This window comes from Flavivirga amylovorans (assembly GCF_030540875.1).
Lineage (GTDB): Bacteria > Bacteroidota > Bacteroidia > Flavobacteriales > Flavobacteriaceae > Flavivirga > Flavivirga amylovorans.
In genome coordinates, this window is the sequence record NZ_JAUOEM010000004.1 from 533,756 (window position 1) to 553,354 (window position 19,599).

15 protein-coding genes and 1 tRNA gene are annotated in these 19,599 nt (G+C 32.8%); 11 read left to right on the plus strand and 5 right to left on the minus strand.

Translation table 11 applies throughout. The features are described from left to right. Positions 1–37 precede the first annotated feature (37 nt). The 7 genes from topA (at position 38) to Q4Q39_RS13925 (ending at position 9,879) form a co-directional block, all read left to right on the plus strand. Entirely contained in the window at positions 38–2,530 is a 2,493-nt protein-coding gene (gene topA, locus Q4Q39_RS13895) for a type I DNA topoisomerase (RefSeq protein ID WP_303283117.1), read from the plus strand. A 92-nt stretch (positions 2,531–2,622) separates the two neighbouring features. Continuing rightward, complete coding sequence (locus Q4Q39_RS13900; protein ID WP_303283118.1) at positions 2,623–3,789, plus strand: formimidoylglutamase; 1,167 nt, start codon at positions 2,623–2,625, stop codon at positions 3,787–3,789. 163 nt (positions 3,790–3,952) lie between these two features. Next, complete coding sequence (gene porK / locus Q4Q39_RS13905; protein ID WP_486320963.1) at positions 3,953–5,320, plus strand: T9SS ring complex lipoprotein PorK/GldK; 1,368 nt, start codon at positions 3,953–3,955, stop codon at positions 5,318–5,320. Between the two features lie 76 nt (positions 5,321–5,396). After that, on the plus strand, positions 5,397–6,032 hold the full coding sequence (gene porL, locus Q4Q39_RS13910) for a type IX secretion system motor protein PorL/GldL (RefSeq protein WP_303283119.1): 636 nt from the start codon (positions 5,397–5,399) through the stop codon (positions 6,030–6,032). A gap of 46 nt (positions 6,033–6,078) precedes the next feature. Next, on the plus strand, positions 6,079–7,641 hold the full coding sequence (gene porM / locus Q4Q39_RS13915; RefSeq protein ID WP_303283120.1) for a type IX secretion system motor protein PorM/GldM: 1,563 nt from the start codon (positions 6,079–6,081) through the stop codon (positions 7,639–7,641). A 147-nt stretch (positions 7,642–7,788) separates the two neighbouring features. Continuing rightward, positions 7,789–8,679 (plus strand): type IX secretion system ring subunit PorN/GldN, encoded by an 891-nt coding sequence (porN, locus tag Q4Q39_RS13920; RefSeq protein ID WP_303283121.1) that lies wholly within the window; start codon positions 7,789–7,791, stop codon positions 8,677–8,679. A gap of 156 nt (positions 8,680–8,835) precedes the next feature. Further along, entirely contained in the window at positions 8,836–9,879 is a 1,044-nt protein-coding gene (locus tag Q4Q39_RS13925) for an NAD(P)/FAD-dependent oxidoreductase (RefSeq protein ID WP_303283122.1), read from the plus strand. A gap of 37 nt (positions 9,880–9,916) precedes the next feature. Here Q4Q39_RS13925 and Q4Q39_RS13930 read toward each other — a convergent pair whose 3' ends face one another. After that, positions 9,917–10,300, minus strand: a complete 384-nt coding sequence (locus tag Q4Q39_RS13930) for a DUF983 domain-containing protein (RefSeq protein ID WP_303283123.1) — start codon at positions 10,298–10,300, stop codon at positions 9,917–9,919. A gap of 143 nt (positions 10,301–10,443) precedes the next feature. On the opposite strand from Q4Q39_RS13930, the gene Q4Q39_RS13935 reads away from it, so the two are divergent. From Q4Q39_RS13935 to Q4Q39_RS13950, 4 genes are all read left to right on the plus strand, one after another. Next, on the plus strand, positions 10,444–12,360 hold the full coding sequence (locus Q4Q39_RS13935) for an ABC-F family ATP-binding cassette domain-containing protein (RefSeq protein WP_303283124.1): 1,917 nt from the start codon (positions 10,444–10,446) through the stop codon (positions 12,358–12,360). Between the two features lie 280 nt (positions 12,361–12,640). After that, a complete protein-coding gene (locus Q4Q39_RS13940; RefSeq protein ID WP_303283125.1) occupies positions 12,641–13,465 on the plus strand; it encodes a Two component regulator three Y domain protein in 825 nt (274 codons plus the stop codon). A 66-nt stretch (positions 13,466–13,531) separates the two neighbouring features. Next, positions 13,532–13,714 (plus strand): CPXCG motif-containing cysteine-rich protein, encoded by a 183-nt coding sequence (locus tag Q4Q39_RS13945; protein ID WP_303283174.1) that lies wholly within the window; start codon positions 13,532–13,534, stop codon positions 13,712–13,714. A gap of 120 nt (positions 13,715–13,834) precedes the next feature. Continuing rightward, positions 13,835–13,907: transfer RNA gene (locus Q4Q39_RS13950), tRNA-Met, on the plus strand. A gap of 648 nt (positions 13,908–14,555) precedes the next feature. Here the strand turns inward: Q4Q39_RS13950 and Q4Q39_RS13955 are convergent. The 4 genes from Q4Q39_RS13955 to Q4Q39_RS13970 are packed head-to-tail and all read right to left on the minus strand — an operon-like array spanning position 14,556 to position 19,342. Continuing rightward, positions 14,556–15,776 carry a GTP-binding protein gene (locus tag Q4Q39_RS13955; protein WP_303283126.1) on the minus strand — a complete coding sequence of 407 codons (1,221 nt, stop codon included), beginning with the start codon at positions 15,774–15,776 and terminating at the stop codon, positions 14,556–14,558. A 20-nt stretch (positions 15,777–15,796) separates the two neighbouring features. Further along, positions 15,797–17,221 (minus strand): DUF3526 domain-containing protein, encoded by a 1,425-nt coding sequence (locus tag Q4Q39_RS13960; RefSeq protein ID WP_303283127.1) that lies wholly within the window; start codon positions 17,219–17,221, stop codon positions 15,797–15,799. Continuing rightward, complete coding sequence (locus Q4Q39_RS13965) at positions 17,208–18,629, minus strand: ABC transporter permease (RefSeq protein WP_303283128.1); 1,422 nt, start codon at positions 18,627–18,629, stop codon at positions 17,208–17,210. The genes Q4Q39_RS13960 and Q4Q39_RS13965 overlap by 14 nt, the downstream gene beginning before the upstream one ends. Further along, positions 18,626–19,342 carry an ABC transporter ATP-binding protein gene (locus Q4Q39_RS13970; protein ID WP_303283129.1) on the minus strand — a complete coding sequence of 239 codons (717 nt, stop codon included), beginning with the start codon at positions 19,340–19,342 and terminating at the stop codon, positions 18,626–18,628. The genes Q4Q39_RS13965 and Q4Q39_RS13970 overlap by 4 nt, the downstream gene beginning before the upstream one ends. Between the last annotated feature and the right edge of the window lie 257 nt (positions 19,343–19,599).

The window sequence follows — 19,599 nt, forward strand, 5'->3', positions numbered from 1 at the left end:
TTTTTTGATATACATTTGTAGCTTCAAAAATTGAAGTATGACGAAGAATTTAGTGATTGTTGAGTCACCAGCGAAAGCCAAAACCATTGAAAAGTTTTTAGGAAAAGACTTTAAAGTAGAGTCTAGTTTTGGGCATATATCAGATCTGCCTTCCAAAGAATTGGGAGTTGATGTAGATGGTGATTTTAAACCCAAATATGAAGTTTCAAAAGATAAAAAAGCAGTCGTAAAAAAACTAAAAGATTTAGCTAAAAATGCAGAATGGGTCTGGTTAGCAAGTGATGAGGATCGAGAAGGAGAGGCTATTGCATGGCATTTGGCAGAAACTTTAAAGTTAGATAAGGAAAAGACAAAACGTATTGTTTTTCACGAAATCACAAAAGCAGCTATTCAAAAAGCGATTGAGAACCCTAGAGGCATCGATTACGACCTTGTGGATGCGCAACAAGCGCGTCGTGTATTAGATAGGATAGTTGGTTATGAACTTTCTCCTGTACTTTGGCGAAAAGTGAAAGGAGGTTTGTCGGCAGGTAGAGTACAATCTGTTTCAGTAAGGTTAATTGTTGAAAAAGAAAGAGAAATACAAGGATTTAATCCAGTAGCATCCTATAGAGTTGACGCAGAATTTTCTAATGAAGACGGACAAACTTTTAAAGCAAAACTTCCAAAGAATTTTTCAACCAAAGAAGAAGCTCTAAATTTTTTAGAAAAAAATAGTAGTGCGAATTTCAAGGTTGCTGATTTAGAGAAAAAACCAGCAAAAAAATCACCAGCAGCACCATTTACAACATCTACATTACAACAAGAAGCATCACGAAAATTATATTTCTCAGTAAGTAAGACCATGACAATGGCACAACGCCTGTATGAAGCAGGTTTAATTACTTATATGAGAACAGATAGTGTTAACCTATCGGACGAAGCACGAAAAGGAGCCCAGGCAGAAATTGAAAATGCCTATGGCGCAAAATATAGCAAACCAAGAAACTATAAAGGAAAAGCAAAAGGAGCTCAAGAGGCGCATGAGGCTATTCGTCCTACAAATTTCTCAACGCACTCAGTAGATATAGATAGAGATCAAGCGCGCTTGTATGATTTGATATGGAAACGTGCTATTGCATCACAAATGAGTGAAGCGGAATTAGAACGTACCAATGTAAAAGTTAGTGCATCCACACATAACGAAACTTTTACAGCTAATGGAGAAGTCATTACTTTTGATGGCTTTTTAAAAGTATATTTAGAAGGGACAGATGATGAAGATGTTGAGCAAGAAGGTATGTTGCCAGCAATGAAAACAAATGAAACACTTCTTAATAATTATATCACAGCTACAGAACGTTATACACGTCCACCAGCAAGATATACAGAAGCATCACTTGTTAAGAAGTTAGAAGAATTAGGTATAGGACGTCCATCTACATATGCGCCAACCATTTCAACTATACAAAATAGAAATTACGTAGAAAAAGGTACTGTAGAAGGTGTTGAAAGACGCTATACACAATTAAGACTTCAAAATGGAAACGTAAATGATAAAACATTATCCGAAAAAGTAGGTTCTGATAAAGGAAAATTAGTACCAACAGATATTGGTATGATTGTCACGGACTTTTTAGTTAATCATTTTGAAACGATATTAGATTATAATTTTACGGCTAAAGTTGAAGCAGATTTTGATGAAATAGCTGAAGGGAATGAGGATTGGACTAAAATGATGAAAACATTTTATAAAAACTTCCATCCAAAAGTAGAAGATGTCAAAGAAAATGCAGAGAGAGAATCTGGTGAACGTATATTAGGAACCGATCCTAAATCTGGAAAACAAGTAAGTGTGCGTTTAGGTAAGTTTGGACCTATGGTACAAATAGGGACTGTTGATGATGAAGAAAAACCCCAGTTTGCTAGTTTAAGTCCAGATCAGCAGTTAACAACTATTACGTATGAGGAAGCTATGGATTTATTCCAACTTCCAAAGAGTTTAGGGGCATACGAAGGAGAAGACATTGTTGTAAATAATGGCCGTTTTGGACCTTATGTTAAATTTGGTGCTTCATTTGTTTCGTTACCAAAAGGTGTAGATCCTTTAAGTGTAGAACTTGATGATGCTATTGTTTTAATTAAAGAAAAGCAAAAAGCAGATGCTCCAATATATATGTATAAAGAATTACCTGTACAAAAAGGTAAAGGACGTTTTGGACCGTTCATCAAATGGAACAACATGTTTATTAACGTAAATAAAAAATACGATTGGGATAATTTATCCGATGAAGATATTGTCGAATTAATTGAAACAAAAATTCAAAAGGAAATAGATAAAGTTATTCATAATTGGGAAGAAGAAGGTATTCGTGTTGAAAAAGCACGTTGGGGCAGACATAATGTTTTAAAAGGAAAAGTAAAAGTAGAGCTTGCTAAAACAGTTGATGTTTTAGAAATGACTTTAGAAGAAGCTAAAGGAATTATAGAAGCCAATACTCCAAAGAAAAAAGCAGCTAAGAAAAAAGCACCAGCAAAAAAGAAGAAATAGAGAACGGTATTTGTTAATCTATACTTTGTACGAAATAGATTAATAATGGCGTACACCACAATTTAACAAATTAATAAGAGAAGAATCATCAAATGAATTTTAATTTTTTGTCTCCTGTTTCAGATTTAGTTTTAGCTCATAATGAATTACTTTCATCTCAAGCTTTAGGAAGAAAATTTAAAATCCACTCGTTGCAAAATGGCATACCAGACTTAGATGATGTTGATATTGCTATTTTTGGTGTTTTAGAAAATAGAAATGATGTTAATTATATAGGAGAAGAATTTCAGTTAGATGAAATTCGAAAATCCTTGTATGGTCTTTTTCCCGGAAGTTGGAATACTACCATTGCGGATTTAGGAGATATTAATAAGGGAGAAAGTGTTGAAGATACTTATTTTGCATTAAAAACAGCAATAAGTATTTTAGTAAAAAAGAAAATCATACCTATTATATTAGGTGGTACCCAGGATCTTACTTATGCTAACTATCGGGCTTATGATAATTTAATGCCTATGGTTAATATTGTGAATGTGGATAGTAAGTTTGATTTAGGTGATTCAACAAAACCTATAAAAAATAACAGTTTTGTTGGTAAGGTGATTTTAGACCAGCCTTATAATCTTTTTAACTATGCAACCATTGGGTATCAAACCTATTTCAATTCGCAAGAAGAAATAGATTTAATGGAAAGCCTTTATTTTGAGTCTTACAGATTGGGACAAGTATCTAACGATATAACCATTGTTGAACCAGCATTAAGAGATGCTAATATTGTTAGTATAGATTTAACATCGATAAAAGGATCTGAAGTTAGTTTAAACCAAAAATATTCACCAAACGGATTAGACGGAAAGGAAATATGTGCTATTTCACGTTATGCAGGTATTAGTAATAAAGTAACCTCTTTTGGTATATATGAATATAAACCGTCTAAGGATGATGAAATAACATCTATGCTAGTAGCCCAAATGATTTGGTATTTTATTGAAGGTGTTAATTACAGGGTGAATGATGATGATTTTTCTGAAGACAGAAACTATCAAAAATTTATAACTCTGGTAGATGTTCAGGAATTGGTATTTTATAAGAGTAATAAGACAGGTAGATGGTGGATAGAAATTCCCTTTTTATCAGAAGTAAATAATAAATTGAAAAGACATACGTTATTACCATGCATGCATCAGGATTACCTAGATGCGTGCAATAATAAGTTGCCAGACCGTTGGTATAAAGCATTTCAAAAGAATTGTGTTTAGTAGCAATAAAAGGTTGTAAAGCTTATTTCATCGGTAAAATGCTATTTTTTTACGATGAAATGTATTTTTTTTATTGAAAAAGTTGTTTTTTAAAAAATATATAAATATGTTTACGCTCTCAAAAATGAAGCTTAAACTAATTAACCTCGAGTTTTCTATGGATATGAAGAAGTTTATATTATTAATAACAGTAATGACAGTACTAGCTAGTTGTGGCTCTAAAGATAGAGGCGAACTAGTAGGTGTAAAAGGAAAAAAATGGCACCCAGAAAAGCCTTATGGGATGCAACTAATTCCTGGTGGATCGTTTATTATGGGTAAGGCAGATGATGACCTTGCTGGTGTGCATGATGCACCTGCAAAAACAGTTACTGTAAGAGCCTTTTATATGGACGAAACAGAGATAACAAATAGCGAATATCGCCAATTTGTTAACTGGGTAAGAGACTCTATAGTTAGAATGAAACTAGCCGTGTTAGCTGACGAAGTTGGTTTAGTTCCAGAAGATGGAGGTATTGGTGAGTATGCATTTAAAGATGCAGATACAGCAAATATGTCTGTTTACGAGAAATATATGTTCGAAAACTATACAGGTCTAGGGCCAACAGGCTATGAAGGACGAAAAATTAATCATGATGTTGATTTAATTTTTGACACAGCCGAATATCCAGATGAATATTATACTGAAGTTATGGATACTATGTATCTTCCTTTAGAAGAATCTTATAATGGACAACGTACTTGGGATGTAAAGAAATTTAAATTCCAATTTAATTATATGGACATCCAAGAAGCTGCTAGAAATAGAAGTGTTAAACGTAAAGATGTTATCTTAAAAGAAGAAATTGAAATATATCCAGATACCACTGTTTGGATTAGGGATTTCGCTTATTCTTATAACGAACCTATGCATAATGACTATTTTTGGCATGATGCTTATAGTGAATATCCAGTAGTAGGTGTTACATGGCAACAAGCCAAAGCATTCTGTGAGTGGAGAACTATTAATAAAAACTCTTACCAAAAATCTAAAAGAGGATCTGCAATGGTAAATAGATTCAGATTACCATCTGAAGCAGAGTGGGAGTATGCCGCAAGAGGCGGTCTTCAAGCAGCAACGTACCCATGGGGAGGACCTTATACTAAGAGTGATAGAGGTTGTTTTATGGCAAACTTTAAACCAGTTAGAGGGGATTATGCAGCAGATCAAGCATTATATACAGTAGAAGCTAAGTCTTACGAGCCTAACGATTATAATTTATACAATATGGCTGGTAATGTATCAGAATGGGTAAATGCATCTTATGATGCGTCATCTTATGCCTATATATCAACAATAAATCCTAGTGTAAATGATAGAGATAATAAGCGTAAAATTGTAAGAGGTGGTTCATGGAAAGATGTAGCGTACTTTTTACAAGTAAGTTCAAGAGATTATGAATACGCTGATTCTGCAAGAAGCTATATTGGATTTAGAACAGTACAAGATTACATGGGGACACAGGTAACAAAAAACTCTAATAACAAATAAGAATCAAATCAATAACAATAAATACTATTAATTAACCTACTTAAGTATTCTTACTTAAAATTAAAAACCGAAAATTATGGCAAAGTCAAAAGCAAGTAAAAAATTCATGAATATGGCTTATGGATTAGGAGCAGCAATTGTAATCGTTGGAGCTCTATTCAAAATTATTCATTTCGAAATAGGCCCTTTAACAGGTAACGTAATGTTAACTATTGGTCTTGTAACAGAAGCAATTATTTTTGCATTATCTGCGTTCGAACCAGTTGATGATGAATTAGATTGGTCTCTAGTATATCCAGAATTAGCTGGGGGACAGTCTGGTAGTAAAGAAAAGGAAAATCCACAGGGGATGTTGGCTACTAAATTAGATGAGTTGTTAAAAGACGCTAAGATTGATAGCGAATTAATGAATAGTTTAGGAGAAAGCATTAGAAATTTCGAAGGTGCTGCAAGAAATATGGGGTCTACAGTAGATTCTGTTGAAGCAACTAAAAAATATGGTGAAGAATTATCATTAGCTGCGGCTCAAATGGAATCATTAAATAGCTTATATAAAGTACAGTTAGAAAGTGTTAACAAACAAGCTTCAATTAACGAAGAATCTATTGAAAATGCTGCTAAATTAAAAGAGCAAATGCAATCATTAGCATCTAACTTGTCTTCATTAAATGGTGTTTACGGTGGTATGCTGTCTGCAATGCATAAAGACTAATTAGGGGTTAATCCCATTTATTATTAACCAAAAACCTAATTAGAATATGGCAGCAGGAAATTTATCACCAAGACAGAAAATGATTAATCTGATGTACCTAATATTTATAGCCATGTTGGCTTTAAATATGTCGAAAGAAGTACTTTCAGCATTCGGATTAATGAACGAGAAGCTTACTGAATCTAATGAAGCAACAACATTACGTAATGAAAGCTTCATGGCTAACTTAGAGCAGAAAGCTACAGATCAAGCAGAAAAATATGAACCACTTAAGTCTAAAGCAGATAAAATTGATGCATTGGCTAAAACGTTTAATAGTCATTTAGAAGATTTAAAATCTAAAATGATCGCTAAGCTTGATGATCCTACAGATTATGAAATCATGGATAAAGGAGATTATCTAGATGAAAACTTCTTTAAAGGAGACAAGTTAAAAGAAGATGGTCAAGCATTTTTAGATCAGATAGCTGCCTTTAGAGACGGTGTAACAAACCTTTTGAAAGATGAAAAAGGGATGGAAGACGTTATTAAAGAAGTTCAAGATAAGTTTAGCACAGAAGAAGTTACCAATAGAGATGGTCTTAAGGTAAGCTGGTTAGACTATCATTATAAAGGATTTCCTTTAGTCGCTTCTTTAACTAAAATGACACAACTTCAAGCAGATATTAAGACGACAGAATCTGAAGTATTGTCTAATATGTTACAAGGAACACTTTCTAGTGAAGTGTCTATGACAAATTATACAACGTTGATGGAAACGTCTAAATCAGCTTACTTTAATGGTGAGAAATTTGATGGGCAAATTGTATTAGGTCGTAAAGATGCTTCTACTAAACCTACTAGAGTTGAGTTGACTCTAGATGGTAGACCGCTTAAAGAAGATCAATATATTATCGAAGAAGGAAAAGTAAAACTTAAAATAGGAACTGGTGGTGTTGGTGAACATAAAATTGAAGGGAAATTGATTTTTGCTCAAGATGGAGAAGAAATTGAAGTGCCTGTAAAGTCATCATTTGCTACAGTTTCTAAACCAAATGCTGCAACTATTTCAGCTGATAAAATGAATGTAGTATATCGTGGTGTTAAAAACCCAATGACTATTTCATTTGCTGGTATCCCTGATAATAAAGTATCTGCTAGTGCTCAAGGTTTATCAAGAGCTGGAGGTAGCAGATATATAATGGACGCTACTAGAGTTAAAGGTAGAGAAGTAACAATTAATGTTACTGGAACACTACCTGGAGGACAAAAAGTAAGTGATAATGCTAAATTCAGAATTAAGGATTTACCAAAACCAACAGGAACTGTTAGAGGAGAAGATGGTGCTATAAAAATGCAAAAAAATGCTCTTGATATATCTACTATTGGTGCCAAGTTTGATGATTTTGATTTTGAATTACCATTGCGTGTTACTGGATTTAAATTTAAAGTTCCAGGACAACCAACAATAACAGTTAGAGGTAACAAGTTGGATACTAGAGCTAAAGCAGCATTGCGTAAAGCTAAGCGAGGATCTGGAGTTCAAATATTTGATATTGAAGCTAAAGCTAAAGGTGTAAGTGTGATACTTAAAAAAGTATCTCCAGTTTTTGTTGAGGTAACAAACTAGTTATATTGGAATTAACCTTTATGGTTAAACCTCAATAAATAAAAATGTACAAATTAGGATGAAATATCCATAATAAAGTTAGAAAATTTACTCTAAAGTTATTATGGATATTACATGTGACCATAGAGAATTAATAAACATAAGAACATGAAATTAAAAAGTTTTTTATTAACCGTTACAACTGTCTTTACAGTGTCGGGTGTATTTGCCCAGGCAAATATATTAAACGCTAAGAGCCCTGAGGAAATTGGTGTAAGAACAGACGAGCAAAGGGAAATTGACAATGATAAGCCTTTAGAATATGGTTATGTTGATGATAGGGATATTCTGTTTTCTAAGATGACATGGGAAAAAATTATTCTTGATGAACGAGCAAACTTTCCTTTATATTACCCTACCGATACTAACAATATTGGTAATGATAGAAGATCGTTATATCATGTCCTTATGAAGAACATTGCTAATGGAAGAATAGAAAACATATATGATGATTCTTATTTTACAGCAAAACGTACTTTAAAAGATATAGAAGCAGCTTTGGTTAAAATAGATACTACAGAATTAGGTATTGAACAATTAAATGCGGGAGAAGCATTATCTCCAGAATATATTAATAGAAGAGATATTACAGCTGCAGATATTAAGGAATACCACATCAAAGGTCTTTGGTATTTTGATAAGCGTCAGGCTGAAATGAAATACAGATTGTTAGGAATAGCTCCTGTTGCGCCAGATGTAAATTTTATTGATGAGCCAGAGCCAGATTTAGTACCTTTATTTTGGGTATTCTTCCCAGATGCTAGAGAGGTATTGCATGAAGCAAAATCATTCAATAATCAAAATAGTTCCATTCCTTTTTCTTTTGACCATATTTTAAATGCAAGACGTTTTCACGGATATATTTATAAAGAAGAAAATGTTCAAGAAGATAGACAAATATCTGAGTACATATCACAAAACGCTTTAATGCAATTATTAGAATCTCAAAGGATTAAAGACAGAATTAGAGACTTTGAATTAGATATGTGGACTTATTAATTCTCACAATCAATTAGAATATACGAAACGCTCACTTTTTAAGTGGGCGTTTTTTATTACCCTGAATTTTAGGTTGATTTACCTATCTTGAATGGAGATGAAAGGCCTTATGTAAACAGTAGTAAGAATCCAATTTTCTAATTATCTTCGTGGATTATGAAAGTAGATTATATCGTAGTAGGAATTGGGCTAGCCGGCATTAGTTTTTGTGAGCAATTAAAAGCGAATAAAAAAACATTTATAGCATTTGATAACACATCACAATTATCTTCTATTGTGGCTGGAGGATTATATAATCCAGTAGTATTGAAACGATTTACATCGGTTTGGAAAAGTAAAGAGCAATTAGAAATAGCACTACCACTCTATGCACGCTTAGAAAAAGAGTTGGATGTAAAATTAGATTATAAAATTCCTGTTTACCGTAAGTTTGCATCGCTAGAAGAACAAAATGATTGGTTTGCAGCATCAGATAAACCCATACTTTCAGAATACCTATCGGAAAAACTTATTAAAAATGAGAATCATGCTATTAAAGCAGATTTTGGATTCGGTGAAGTTTTAGATACAGGAAGAATAGATGTAAAAACAATGATTGAAGCTTATAAAATAGATTTATTGAAAAATAAACTACTGCTTGAAGAAGCTTTTAATCATGATGCTATAACAATAGAAAACAATACAATTCAATATCAAAATTTAAAAGCAACCAACATGGTGTTTTCTGAAGGATATGGTATTAAACAAAACCCATATTTTAATCATTTACCATTGGTACCAGCAAAAGGAGAGTTAGTAATAATACATGCACCAGATTTAAAAATAAACTATGTTTTAAAAGCAGGCGTCTTTTTAATTCCATTGGGGAATGATTTATATATTGTGGGAGCTACTTACGAATGGAAAGATTTAAGTAATGGTATTACTAAAGAAGCAAAAGAAACGCTCTTAAATAAGCTTAAAAAGCTTATTAGCTGTTCTTTTGAAGTAGTAGGTCAAGTGGCTGGAATTCGTCCTACAGTTAAAGATAGACGTCCATTAGTAGGAAAACACCAAAAACATAAAAATTTGTTTGTATTAAATGGTTTAGGTACACGAGGTGTTATGATTGGCCCTTATGTAGCTAAGCAACTTTATAATTTTATTGAAAACGGGGTTCCTCTAGAAAAAGAAATTGATATTAATCGTTTTTCTTTTTAAACGTGCTGTTCTAGTTAAGAATGATACAGGTAGCTTTTTACTTTTTTGCAAGCGACTTATCGTAATGCATAAAAAAGTTAATCCAAATGTTTCTTGAAAGCCTTAAAATAATAGGCATACACACAATTAAAGTTGCTATAATCGATATAAATATAATATGGATACTTGCGTTAAACACAAAATATGAAATAACAAAAGCTGCTGTAGCAAATGCAATTCCAACAGGATAACTCACATACATAGAACCATAAAAAAAAGAAGGTTCTATCTTGTATTTTGTTTTACAATTACTACAATGTTCATGCATGCTTAAAGCTTCAGAAAGTATGTAAGGATTCTTGTTTTTAAACATAGATTCTTCATGACATTTCGGGCAAGCCCCAGTTAGAATGCTATATAATTTTGTTCCTTTTTTAAACATATATAATGTATTTTTGCAAGCGCAATAGAAAAAATCTAAAACTCGATTATAAATTGGGGTTTCTATTTAGATTGTCTTAGTCACAAAGTCAAGGCAAAAATAAGTTTTAATAATTAAAGTGCCGTAATTTAAGTTACATATCTATGATGAACATTCATAATTTATCGATATCATTTCAAGGGGAATACCTGTTTGAAGACATTACATTTAAACTAGGTAATGGGGATAGAATAGGGCTTATTGGGAAAAATGGAGCAGGTAAATCCACGATGCTTAAAATTTTGTCAAAAGAGATGGAGCCAGATACTGGACAAATTGCAGCAGATAAAGAACTAAAAATTGGGTTTTTAAAACAAGATATTGATTTTGTTTTAGGAAGAACGGTACTTGAAGAGGCTTACCAAGCTTTTACAGAAATTAAAGAGTTAGAAGCTAAAATGGATGGCATCAACACCCAGTTAGCAGAACGTACCGATTATGAAAGTGAAGGCTATAATCAACTTATGATTGATATTAATGAGATTCAGCATCAATATGAAATTTTAGGTGGTTATAATTACCAAGGAGACACTGAGAAAATTCTCCAAGGACTAGGCTTTAAACGACCAGACTTTGATAAGCTAACCGATACCTTTTCAGGAGGCTGGCGTATGCGAATAGAATTGGCTAAATTATTACTTCAAAATAATGACATTCTTTTATTAGATGAGCCAACTAACCACTTAGATATAGAATCTATTATCTGGTTAGAAGGGTTTTTAAAGAATTATCCAGGAGCAGTAGTTATAGTATCGCATGATAAAATGTTTTTAGATAATGTTACTAATAGAACCATTGAGATTTCTTTAGGTAGAATTTATGATTATCCTAAGCCTTATACAAAATACTTAGTACTACGAGAAGAGTTAAGAACGCAACAGTTAGCATCTCAAAAAAATCAACAAAAACAGATTGAGCAAACAGAAAAGCTTATTGAAAAATTTCGTGCTAAAGCATCAAAAGCGACGATGGCACAATCACTTATTAAAAAACTTGATAAAATTGATAGAATAGAAGTCGATGAAGATGATAATAGTGTAATGACGCTTAACTTCCCTGTATCTATAACACCAGGGAAAGTAGTAGTAGAAACCGAAGGAGTCTCAAAAAATTATGGGGATAATCAAGTTCTTAAAAACATTAATTTGCTTGTAGAACGAGATAGTAAAACAGCTTTTGTTGGACAAAACGGACAAGGAAAATCAACATTAGCAAAGATTATAGTAGGAGATATAAAGTATGATGGGCATTTAAAGTTAGGCCATAATGTACAGATAGGGTATTTTGCTCAAAATCAAGCAGAGTATTTAAATGGTAGCAAAACTGTTTTAGATACTATGATTGATGCGGCTAATGAAACCAATAGAAGTAAAGTTCGTGATATTTTAGGATCCTTTTTATTTCGTGGTGATGAAGTTGAAAAATACGTACGTGTACTTTCTGGAGGCGAACGAAATCGTTTAGCATTAGCGAAATTAATGTTGCAGCCATTCAATGTTTTAATAATGGATGAGCCGACAAACCACTTAGATATTAAATCTAAAAATGTATTAAAAGAAGCCTTAAAACGATTTGAAGGCACTTTAATTTTGGTATCGCATGACAGGGATTTTCTCCAAGGTTTAACCAATTTAGTATACGAGTTTAAAGATCATAAAATAAAAGAGTATCTAGGAGATATAGATTATTATTTAGGGCAACGTAAAGTTGAAAACCTTCGTGAAGTCGAAAAACGAACAGTAGTAAAGGATGTTCCTAAAGAAAAAGAGAAGAAGCATCAATCGTATGAAGACCAGAAAAAACTAAAGTCTTTAAATAATAGATTGAGTAATGTTGAAGCTCAAATCAACCAGCTTGAACGGGATATAAAAGCTATTGACTTAGAGCTTGAAATTAATTACGAGGCAGTAACTTCCAAACCAAACTTTTTCGATGATTATCAAAAAAAGAAAACTGATTTGCAAGACTTGATGGAGAAATGGGAAGTAGTTCAATTTGAAATAGACGGTTTAGGAAATTAGTTTAACATTCAACCATTACTTAATGCAGAATTGAATAGAAATCAAGCTAAATATTTTGCTAAGTTAGCCGAATTGCAAATGCTTCAAATAAGTGGAGGAATTTTAAATATCAATTTCTAAGAAACTAGAATGAACCTATTTATTTTATTTTTTGATAAGTAAAATTCTAGCTTATCAGCAGGTATTTGTTAAAATTTAATGTATTTCATCGAATAAAATAGTTTTTAATCGATATTTCTTCTAATTTCGTAAGTGAATTAATCCCAAATTTACTTGAAACATGAAAACTTTAAAACTTTCAGTAATATGCTTTTTTGTAACGGCTTATACATTTGCTAATGTTTCCTCTACAGAAAAAGATGCATTAATTGCTATATACAAAGCTACGAAGGGAACCGAGTGGAGTGCTACTTGGGATTTAGAAGCTTCAATAGATACATGGTATGGTATTAAAGTAGAAGATAATAAAGTAGTTGAAATTAGCCTACAATTTAATAATCTCCAAGGTGAATTACCACAAGAAATTGGTAATTTAATTCATGTAAAGAAACTTAATTTAGGTTTTAATAAATTAAGGGGAAAGCTACCATCTACTTTGAAGAATTTAAAAGAATTGACATCTTTAGAATTGTTTATGAATAATTTTGAAGGTGAAATTCCTCCCGAACTAGGAGAATTAAAAAAACTTGAAGCTTTAAAACTTTATAGCAATAAATTTGCTGGTAATATTCCTGATTCATTAATGAGTTTAACCAATTTAAAAGAACTTTTATTAGGAAGTAACTATTTAACAGGTAACATACCAAGAGAAATATTTGCTTTATCTAAGTTGCAAAAACTAAGCCTCATGGATAATAAAATGAACGGTGAGATTCCAGTTGAAATAGCACAATTAACGAATTTAGAAGAATTATTATTGTCTACAAACCAGTTTACTGGCGATTTACCAATGGAGTTAATGAATTTAACTAAGTTGAATACTATGATGGTAAGTGACAATAATTTAAACCAAGAATATATTAGTGTTTCTGGTAAAAACCCACCAAGTTTAGTGCATTTAGAAATGCAAAATGCTACAGCAACTATGGACATTGAAAAAGAATAATTAAATTTTATTAATTTTATTTTAAAAGCTAACATTATTTATGTTGGCTTTTTTATTTTTATAGCTATTCAAGAGCATTTTTTTACATGTCCATATTGTTGGGAAAGGATTTCTGTATTGATAGATAATTCTATTGCAAAACAATCTTATATTGAAGATTGCGAAGTATGTTGCAATCCTATTCAAGTGTCTGTTCAATTTTTAAATTCAGAATTAGTAGATTTTCAGGCAAGTAGCATTGAGCAATAATTTTTTTTAGTTTTAAGCTTGTAGAAACATAAAAAGGATTGTATATTTGCAGTCCGAAATAATTTGGTCGGCATTATGAACCGAAAGTTAAAAGCTAAGTAAATTATTTTAGTATTATATCGCGGGATAGAGCAGTAGGTAGCTCGTCGGGCTCATAACCCGAAGGTCACTGGTTCGAGTCCAGTTCCCGCTACTAGTAAAGGCAAGGCTTTCGAGAAATCGAGAGCCTTTTTTTATTTTTCTGTACAACATATGTACAGCAGATATTTCGGATCAAGATTAATTGTTGTGTTTATGATTAATTCAAAATTTCGCATTTTAAATTAATTATACTGTTTAATGATTTACTTTTCTTTGCTCGTCCAAAGAAAAGTAACAAAAGAAAGGACGCCCCTTCGTAGGAATTTCTTCTTTTGCTGTCGTTCAAGAAGAACCAAGCCCAAAATTTTGCGTCGCTCCATCGCTCTACCCAATGCTATGCTCCTGGTTTTCAAAATTTTGTTCTTTATTCTTGCCAAGGGTCTGGGCTAGCCTCTTTGGTCTGTTCTTAACGATTATCTTAAAGCCTTGTAGAACGAAAGAAGAAGGATAATACCAGAGGTGCTTTTAATCGTAAACAGCAAGACACCGTCTTTGCGAGGACGATAGGACGAAGCAATCTGTTTAATAAAGAACCCTTGGAGGTATTTATAAATAATATAAGGCTTATTAAGAGAAAGTAAAACACAGAATACGGATCACACACAACTTTTGTGCATGATCCAATTAACACTCGTCATGTTTTTTATATGAGCTCTAAAAGGAAATAAATTTTCTTCTACTGTATTCCATTTTAATCTAATTAAAGTGCATAGACTCTTTCTACAGGCCAATCATCTTCATAGCCTTCTTCCCATTTTTGGGTTGCCAATTCTTCATTTGTTACAAGACAAGTATCTAAATGAGATCTAATAAGTGCTTCATCCATATTTTGCGCTATAAATACGATTTCATTTTTTCTGTCACCAAAAGTAATGTCCCACTCGCTTTCTATATGTCCTTGGTTTTCTATAAAGGCCATTTGCTGTATACGTTTTTTAAAAGGCATACTGCTCCACCAGACGCCAGCACTATCAGCTTTTAATGAGCCTCCAGCTTGGCCCCAAACCAATGCTTGTTCTGGTCTGGATGCTAACCAAAATAAGCCCTTACTTCTTATAATGTTACTTGGGAATTGGTGTTGCACGTAATTCCAAAAACGTACCGGATCAAACGGTTTCTTACTACGATAAACAAAAGAACTGATACCATATTCTTCCGTTTCAGGTGTATGTTCGTCTTTCTTTAATTCTTCTATCCAGCCAGCACTTTGTTCTGCTTCTTCAAAATCAAATAAGCCTGTGTTTAATATTTCCTTAGGTTCAACCTTGCTAAAACTCGATTTCAGTATACGAGCGGGAGGGTTTAGTTTGGAAATAATTTTCATAAGTACATCCAGATGCTCTTTTGATACTAAATCTGTTTTATTCAAAAGGATCACATTTGCAAACTCAATTTGGTCGGTTAATAAATCCACAATGGTTCGGTAATCTTCATCTATATCAGTAAGTTTTCTATCCATAAGAGTTTCTGGACTCCCAAAATCCTTAAAGAAGTTAAATGCGTCTACGACGGTAACCATGGTATCGACATAACTAAATCGGGACAGGTCAATCCCATTTTCTTCGTCAACAAAAGAAAACGTTTGGGCAACGGGAACAGGCTCACTAATGCCCGTGCTTTCTATGAGCAAATAATCAAAACGGTTTTCCTTGGCTAATCGCTCAACTTCTACCATTAAATCCTCACGAAGCGTGCAGCAGATACAGCCATTGCTCATTTCAACCAGTTTTTCTTCAGTACGTGATAGTGTGTTTTCACTTTTTATCAATTCGGAATCTACGTTTACTTCGCTCATATCATTTACAATTACAGCTACTTTCAAACCTTCCTTATTGTGTAAAACATGGTTCAGCAAAGTGGTTTTGCCTGCTCCTAAAAAACCGCTAATAACGGTTACTGGTAGCTTATTTGTGTTGTTCATTTTTTGATAAGATTTAACGGTTAACTGATTAATTCTATTTGATTTTTCCTCGGTTTTAGTACTAATACTAAAAACAAAATCAAACTACTTAATATCACGAGTCCAAGTGTTTTGCCGTATGTATTCACATTAGCATAGCTAAACTCAAACTTTGGAAGATTTTTATAGTCACTTTTTTTGAACTTCTCATCTTTAAACATCATAGGTTTAAAAAAGTTCCTCCATTCTTTTGAAAATGTTAAGCTTTGACGTTTAAAATCTTGATAGTCTTCTGTTGAAGTACCTGCAATTCTATTCAATGAATTTTGTACAATTAAAGCAGGTGAAAGCCAAATTGAAGCATTTACTAACTTGTGTTGGTTATTTATTTGTGAATCAAATTCCGATAGTAATGGCTTCAATTCATCTTGAATCAATTGTTGTGTAGCCATATATTTTTGATAAAACCCTCTTACTTGTGTGCTGTCATTTGTTGCATATTCCGGATGGTCTCTTAAAAAATTATCTAAAATTTCATCTTGCTTCTTGGTGGCTTCGGCTTTAATTGAACGCATTTCATTTAGCATCAATATTCTTGATGGAATGGGATAAAGTGTATTACTTATTTGATTTATTAATGAAGGGGACAACAAAACAAACAGAATCCAAAATCCTATTAACGTAATGGCGTTTTTAGCAGAACTCTTTATCCAAATATTAGTTGCAAAAGCTAATACAAACCAGAATAAAGTATATGTAATAATAATAGATAATAATGCCATAAAAGACGTTAAACTTGTTTTGAAGTCAAAACCAAAAACAATGAACACTAATGAGAGTGTTATAATGATAGCAATGACTAACCAAAAGAAACGCAACCCTAGTTTTTGTAAGACCCAAGTCCTAATATTAATAGGTTGTGATGCCAATAATTTTAAAGAACCACTTTCACGTTCGGATGCCAATATATTGAATGAAAATGCTATAATAAGAAGCGGTAAAAGGTAAACAGTCACAAAAGTCAAATCAAAGCTTCCAAATAATAATTGAACTGGACTGGTCATTTCCTTAAAATTCATTGTTGAGTCATCGCCAGTAACAATAGGTTGTACATAATGTGCAAACATATCAGACTGTCCAGTAGATATAAAGGCTGTTGATTTAGCAGGCATATTGACCACTCTTGGATGTAAATTACCAATAACTATCGGTCGGGTTGGTAAGAGCCAACTTGATGTATTGACCTTAAAACCTTTTTCAATAGAGTCGAATTGTACTAACATTTTCTTTTCTTCCATTTTAAACTCGTTTATGGCAGAAGAAATACTGGCATTCCTCGCATCGACTTTTTGTGTACCATTATATACAGCGAAGCCAAAGAGGATGAATAGTAGTATGGTTAGTACTTGAATCCATCGTTTGCGTATTAAAAGTAACCATTCGTATTTAAAATTATATTTTAACATTTTTAAGCGATTTAGTTGTGAAAAATAGTACGACGAACGAACCGAGTAACCAACAGAATAGTATTAGGATATTACCAGTATTATGTTTTAAGTTTTCTGATAATGTTGGTGGTTCGTAATTGAATTTTGGTAGTTGTTTCCAGAAGTCTGCATCTGCTTTCCAGGACCAATCACCATATTTGGATTCATTTGCGAAATGTTCATTAAGAAATTTTTGAGTTTTAATTCTATAATTTTCAGCAGAATCAGCAAAATCCCAATGCGTAGCATAATCTGTATTGGCAATTGACATGCTTAAAAAGCGAGTGGGCAAAAAAGGAGAAACAACCGCTAGTTGTCTATAAACTCTTGATTGGTTTGAATACTGCGTTTTTAATTCTTTGTAATGCTTGAAGTAGATTTCCGCTTGGTGTTCTTCCCCTTTTTGCATTCTATAGCCCGCATAATTAAAAGGCAATTGACTTAAACTATCTACACCATATTCTTTCAAGACTTGCTTTTCAAGAGCTTTTGATGCTTCGTTCCAAGGGTTATGACCATCTAATCCTTCTTTTTTATCCTTTGCAATATTTGCTGCAAACTCTTGTTTTGAGGGGTAAGGGTATCTGTATTCAGCAATGTTACTAGCTATTTTTGGTAGTATCAAACAAACTAAAATCCATATACTTAAAGACAGTACTAATGCGATTCCAGACTTTTTTACCAATGCAGAAATTATCAATACCAAATTGATAAATATGGCGTAATAGATTATATAAGTCAGAAATAAAGTCGTTAACGATAGCCAACTAAAAACGCCAAAATCTTGCAAGCTAGATAAGATGATACCTGTTGTTATAAAGAGGACAAATAGTAACGTAAATAATGGTAGAAATACTGCCAACCATTTTCCAAAAATGAGTTTAAAACCAATTGCTCCCTGACTATCAAGTAGTGTGATGGTTCCCATTTCCTTTTCTTTCGTCAGACTATTATAAACTATGAGGAGGATGAGCAAGGGCATTATAAACAACAAGATAAAATCTGGTGTTAAATTCCCAAACCTTGCTAATCCTGTTTGGTCAGAGGCTTCGTCAAACTGGGCTTCATTTCTATTATGGGCTTCTAAAAAAATAGATGTTCCTGTATATTTATCTACACCTTGGTCTAAGAGTGCCAAGGGGTATTTAGGTTTAAAAGCGTATGTTCCATAATGTGCTGCAGAATGGGGGTTCTTTTCACCTTGACTGTCCCAAACCTCTCGTTCTGATTGTTTTGCAGATACATATTCCTCATTGATGTCTTTATAGTGCCATGCACTTATAACAACAGCTACGATTGTAAGTATGATAACAAGGATGAACGCCATTCTAATGCGACCATCCCTAAGCAATTCTTTGGTTTCTTTCTTAAGGGTATTGCGTATCATAGTTCAATGGTATTGTAAGACATGGTTTCCAAATAATTTTTTTCCAAATCAGATAGTGTAATATCATCAACAGACCATTGCTGTTTTAATTGACCATCTTTCATAATACCGATAGTTGTTGCAACCTCTTTAGCTCTAAATAAATCATGTGTGGCCATGAGTGTAGCGACACCTTTTTGTCTTAATTTTTGCAATAGTCTACCAAACTCAAAACTTGCTTTAGGGTCTAATCCAGATGTAGGTTCATCCAAGAGTAAAACCTTAGCATCTTTTGCTAGAGCAATGGCAACACCTACTTTTTGTCGCATTCCTTTAGAGTATTTAGATACAGGTTTGTAAAAGGCAGATGCTTGAAGTCCAGCTTCAGTTAATATCGATTCTAAGGTTTTTTTATTGAAATTTTTGTTTGCTATTCCTGAAAAGTAATCCAGGTTTTCAATAGCATTAAGACTAGGATAGAGCATTAAATTTTCAGGTATATAAGCTAAGTATTGTTTGGTCTGCTTAGAATGCTCAACAACATCTAACTGATTAATAAAGGCATTCCCTGAAGTTGGTTTCATAAAGCCTAATAAAAGATTAATTGTTGTTGTTTTGCCTGCTCCGTTAGCCCCTAATAGGCAATAGATTTCGCCTTCTTTGACTTCTAAATTAAGATTGTCCAATGCGGTTAAATTACCATAGGATTTGGTAAGGTTATTAGTAAATATCATACTGTTTTTATATTAATTGATTAAGCATATCTATGTACTGAAAATGTACAAACGGAATGCCTTTTAAATGAATTTTGGAATGTAATGATGACTCAGATCAGCTTGCAATAAGCGCTTGAATTTATTTGCTAACAGATAAATTGTAGGAAATACGAATAGCCATAATGAAGTAAATGGCCATTTAAATTTGACCATATTCCATTAAGAATAAAAAAAAGTCATCTAAATTATAAAGAAGGTGGTGGCTTATTAAAAAA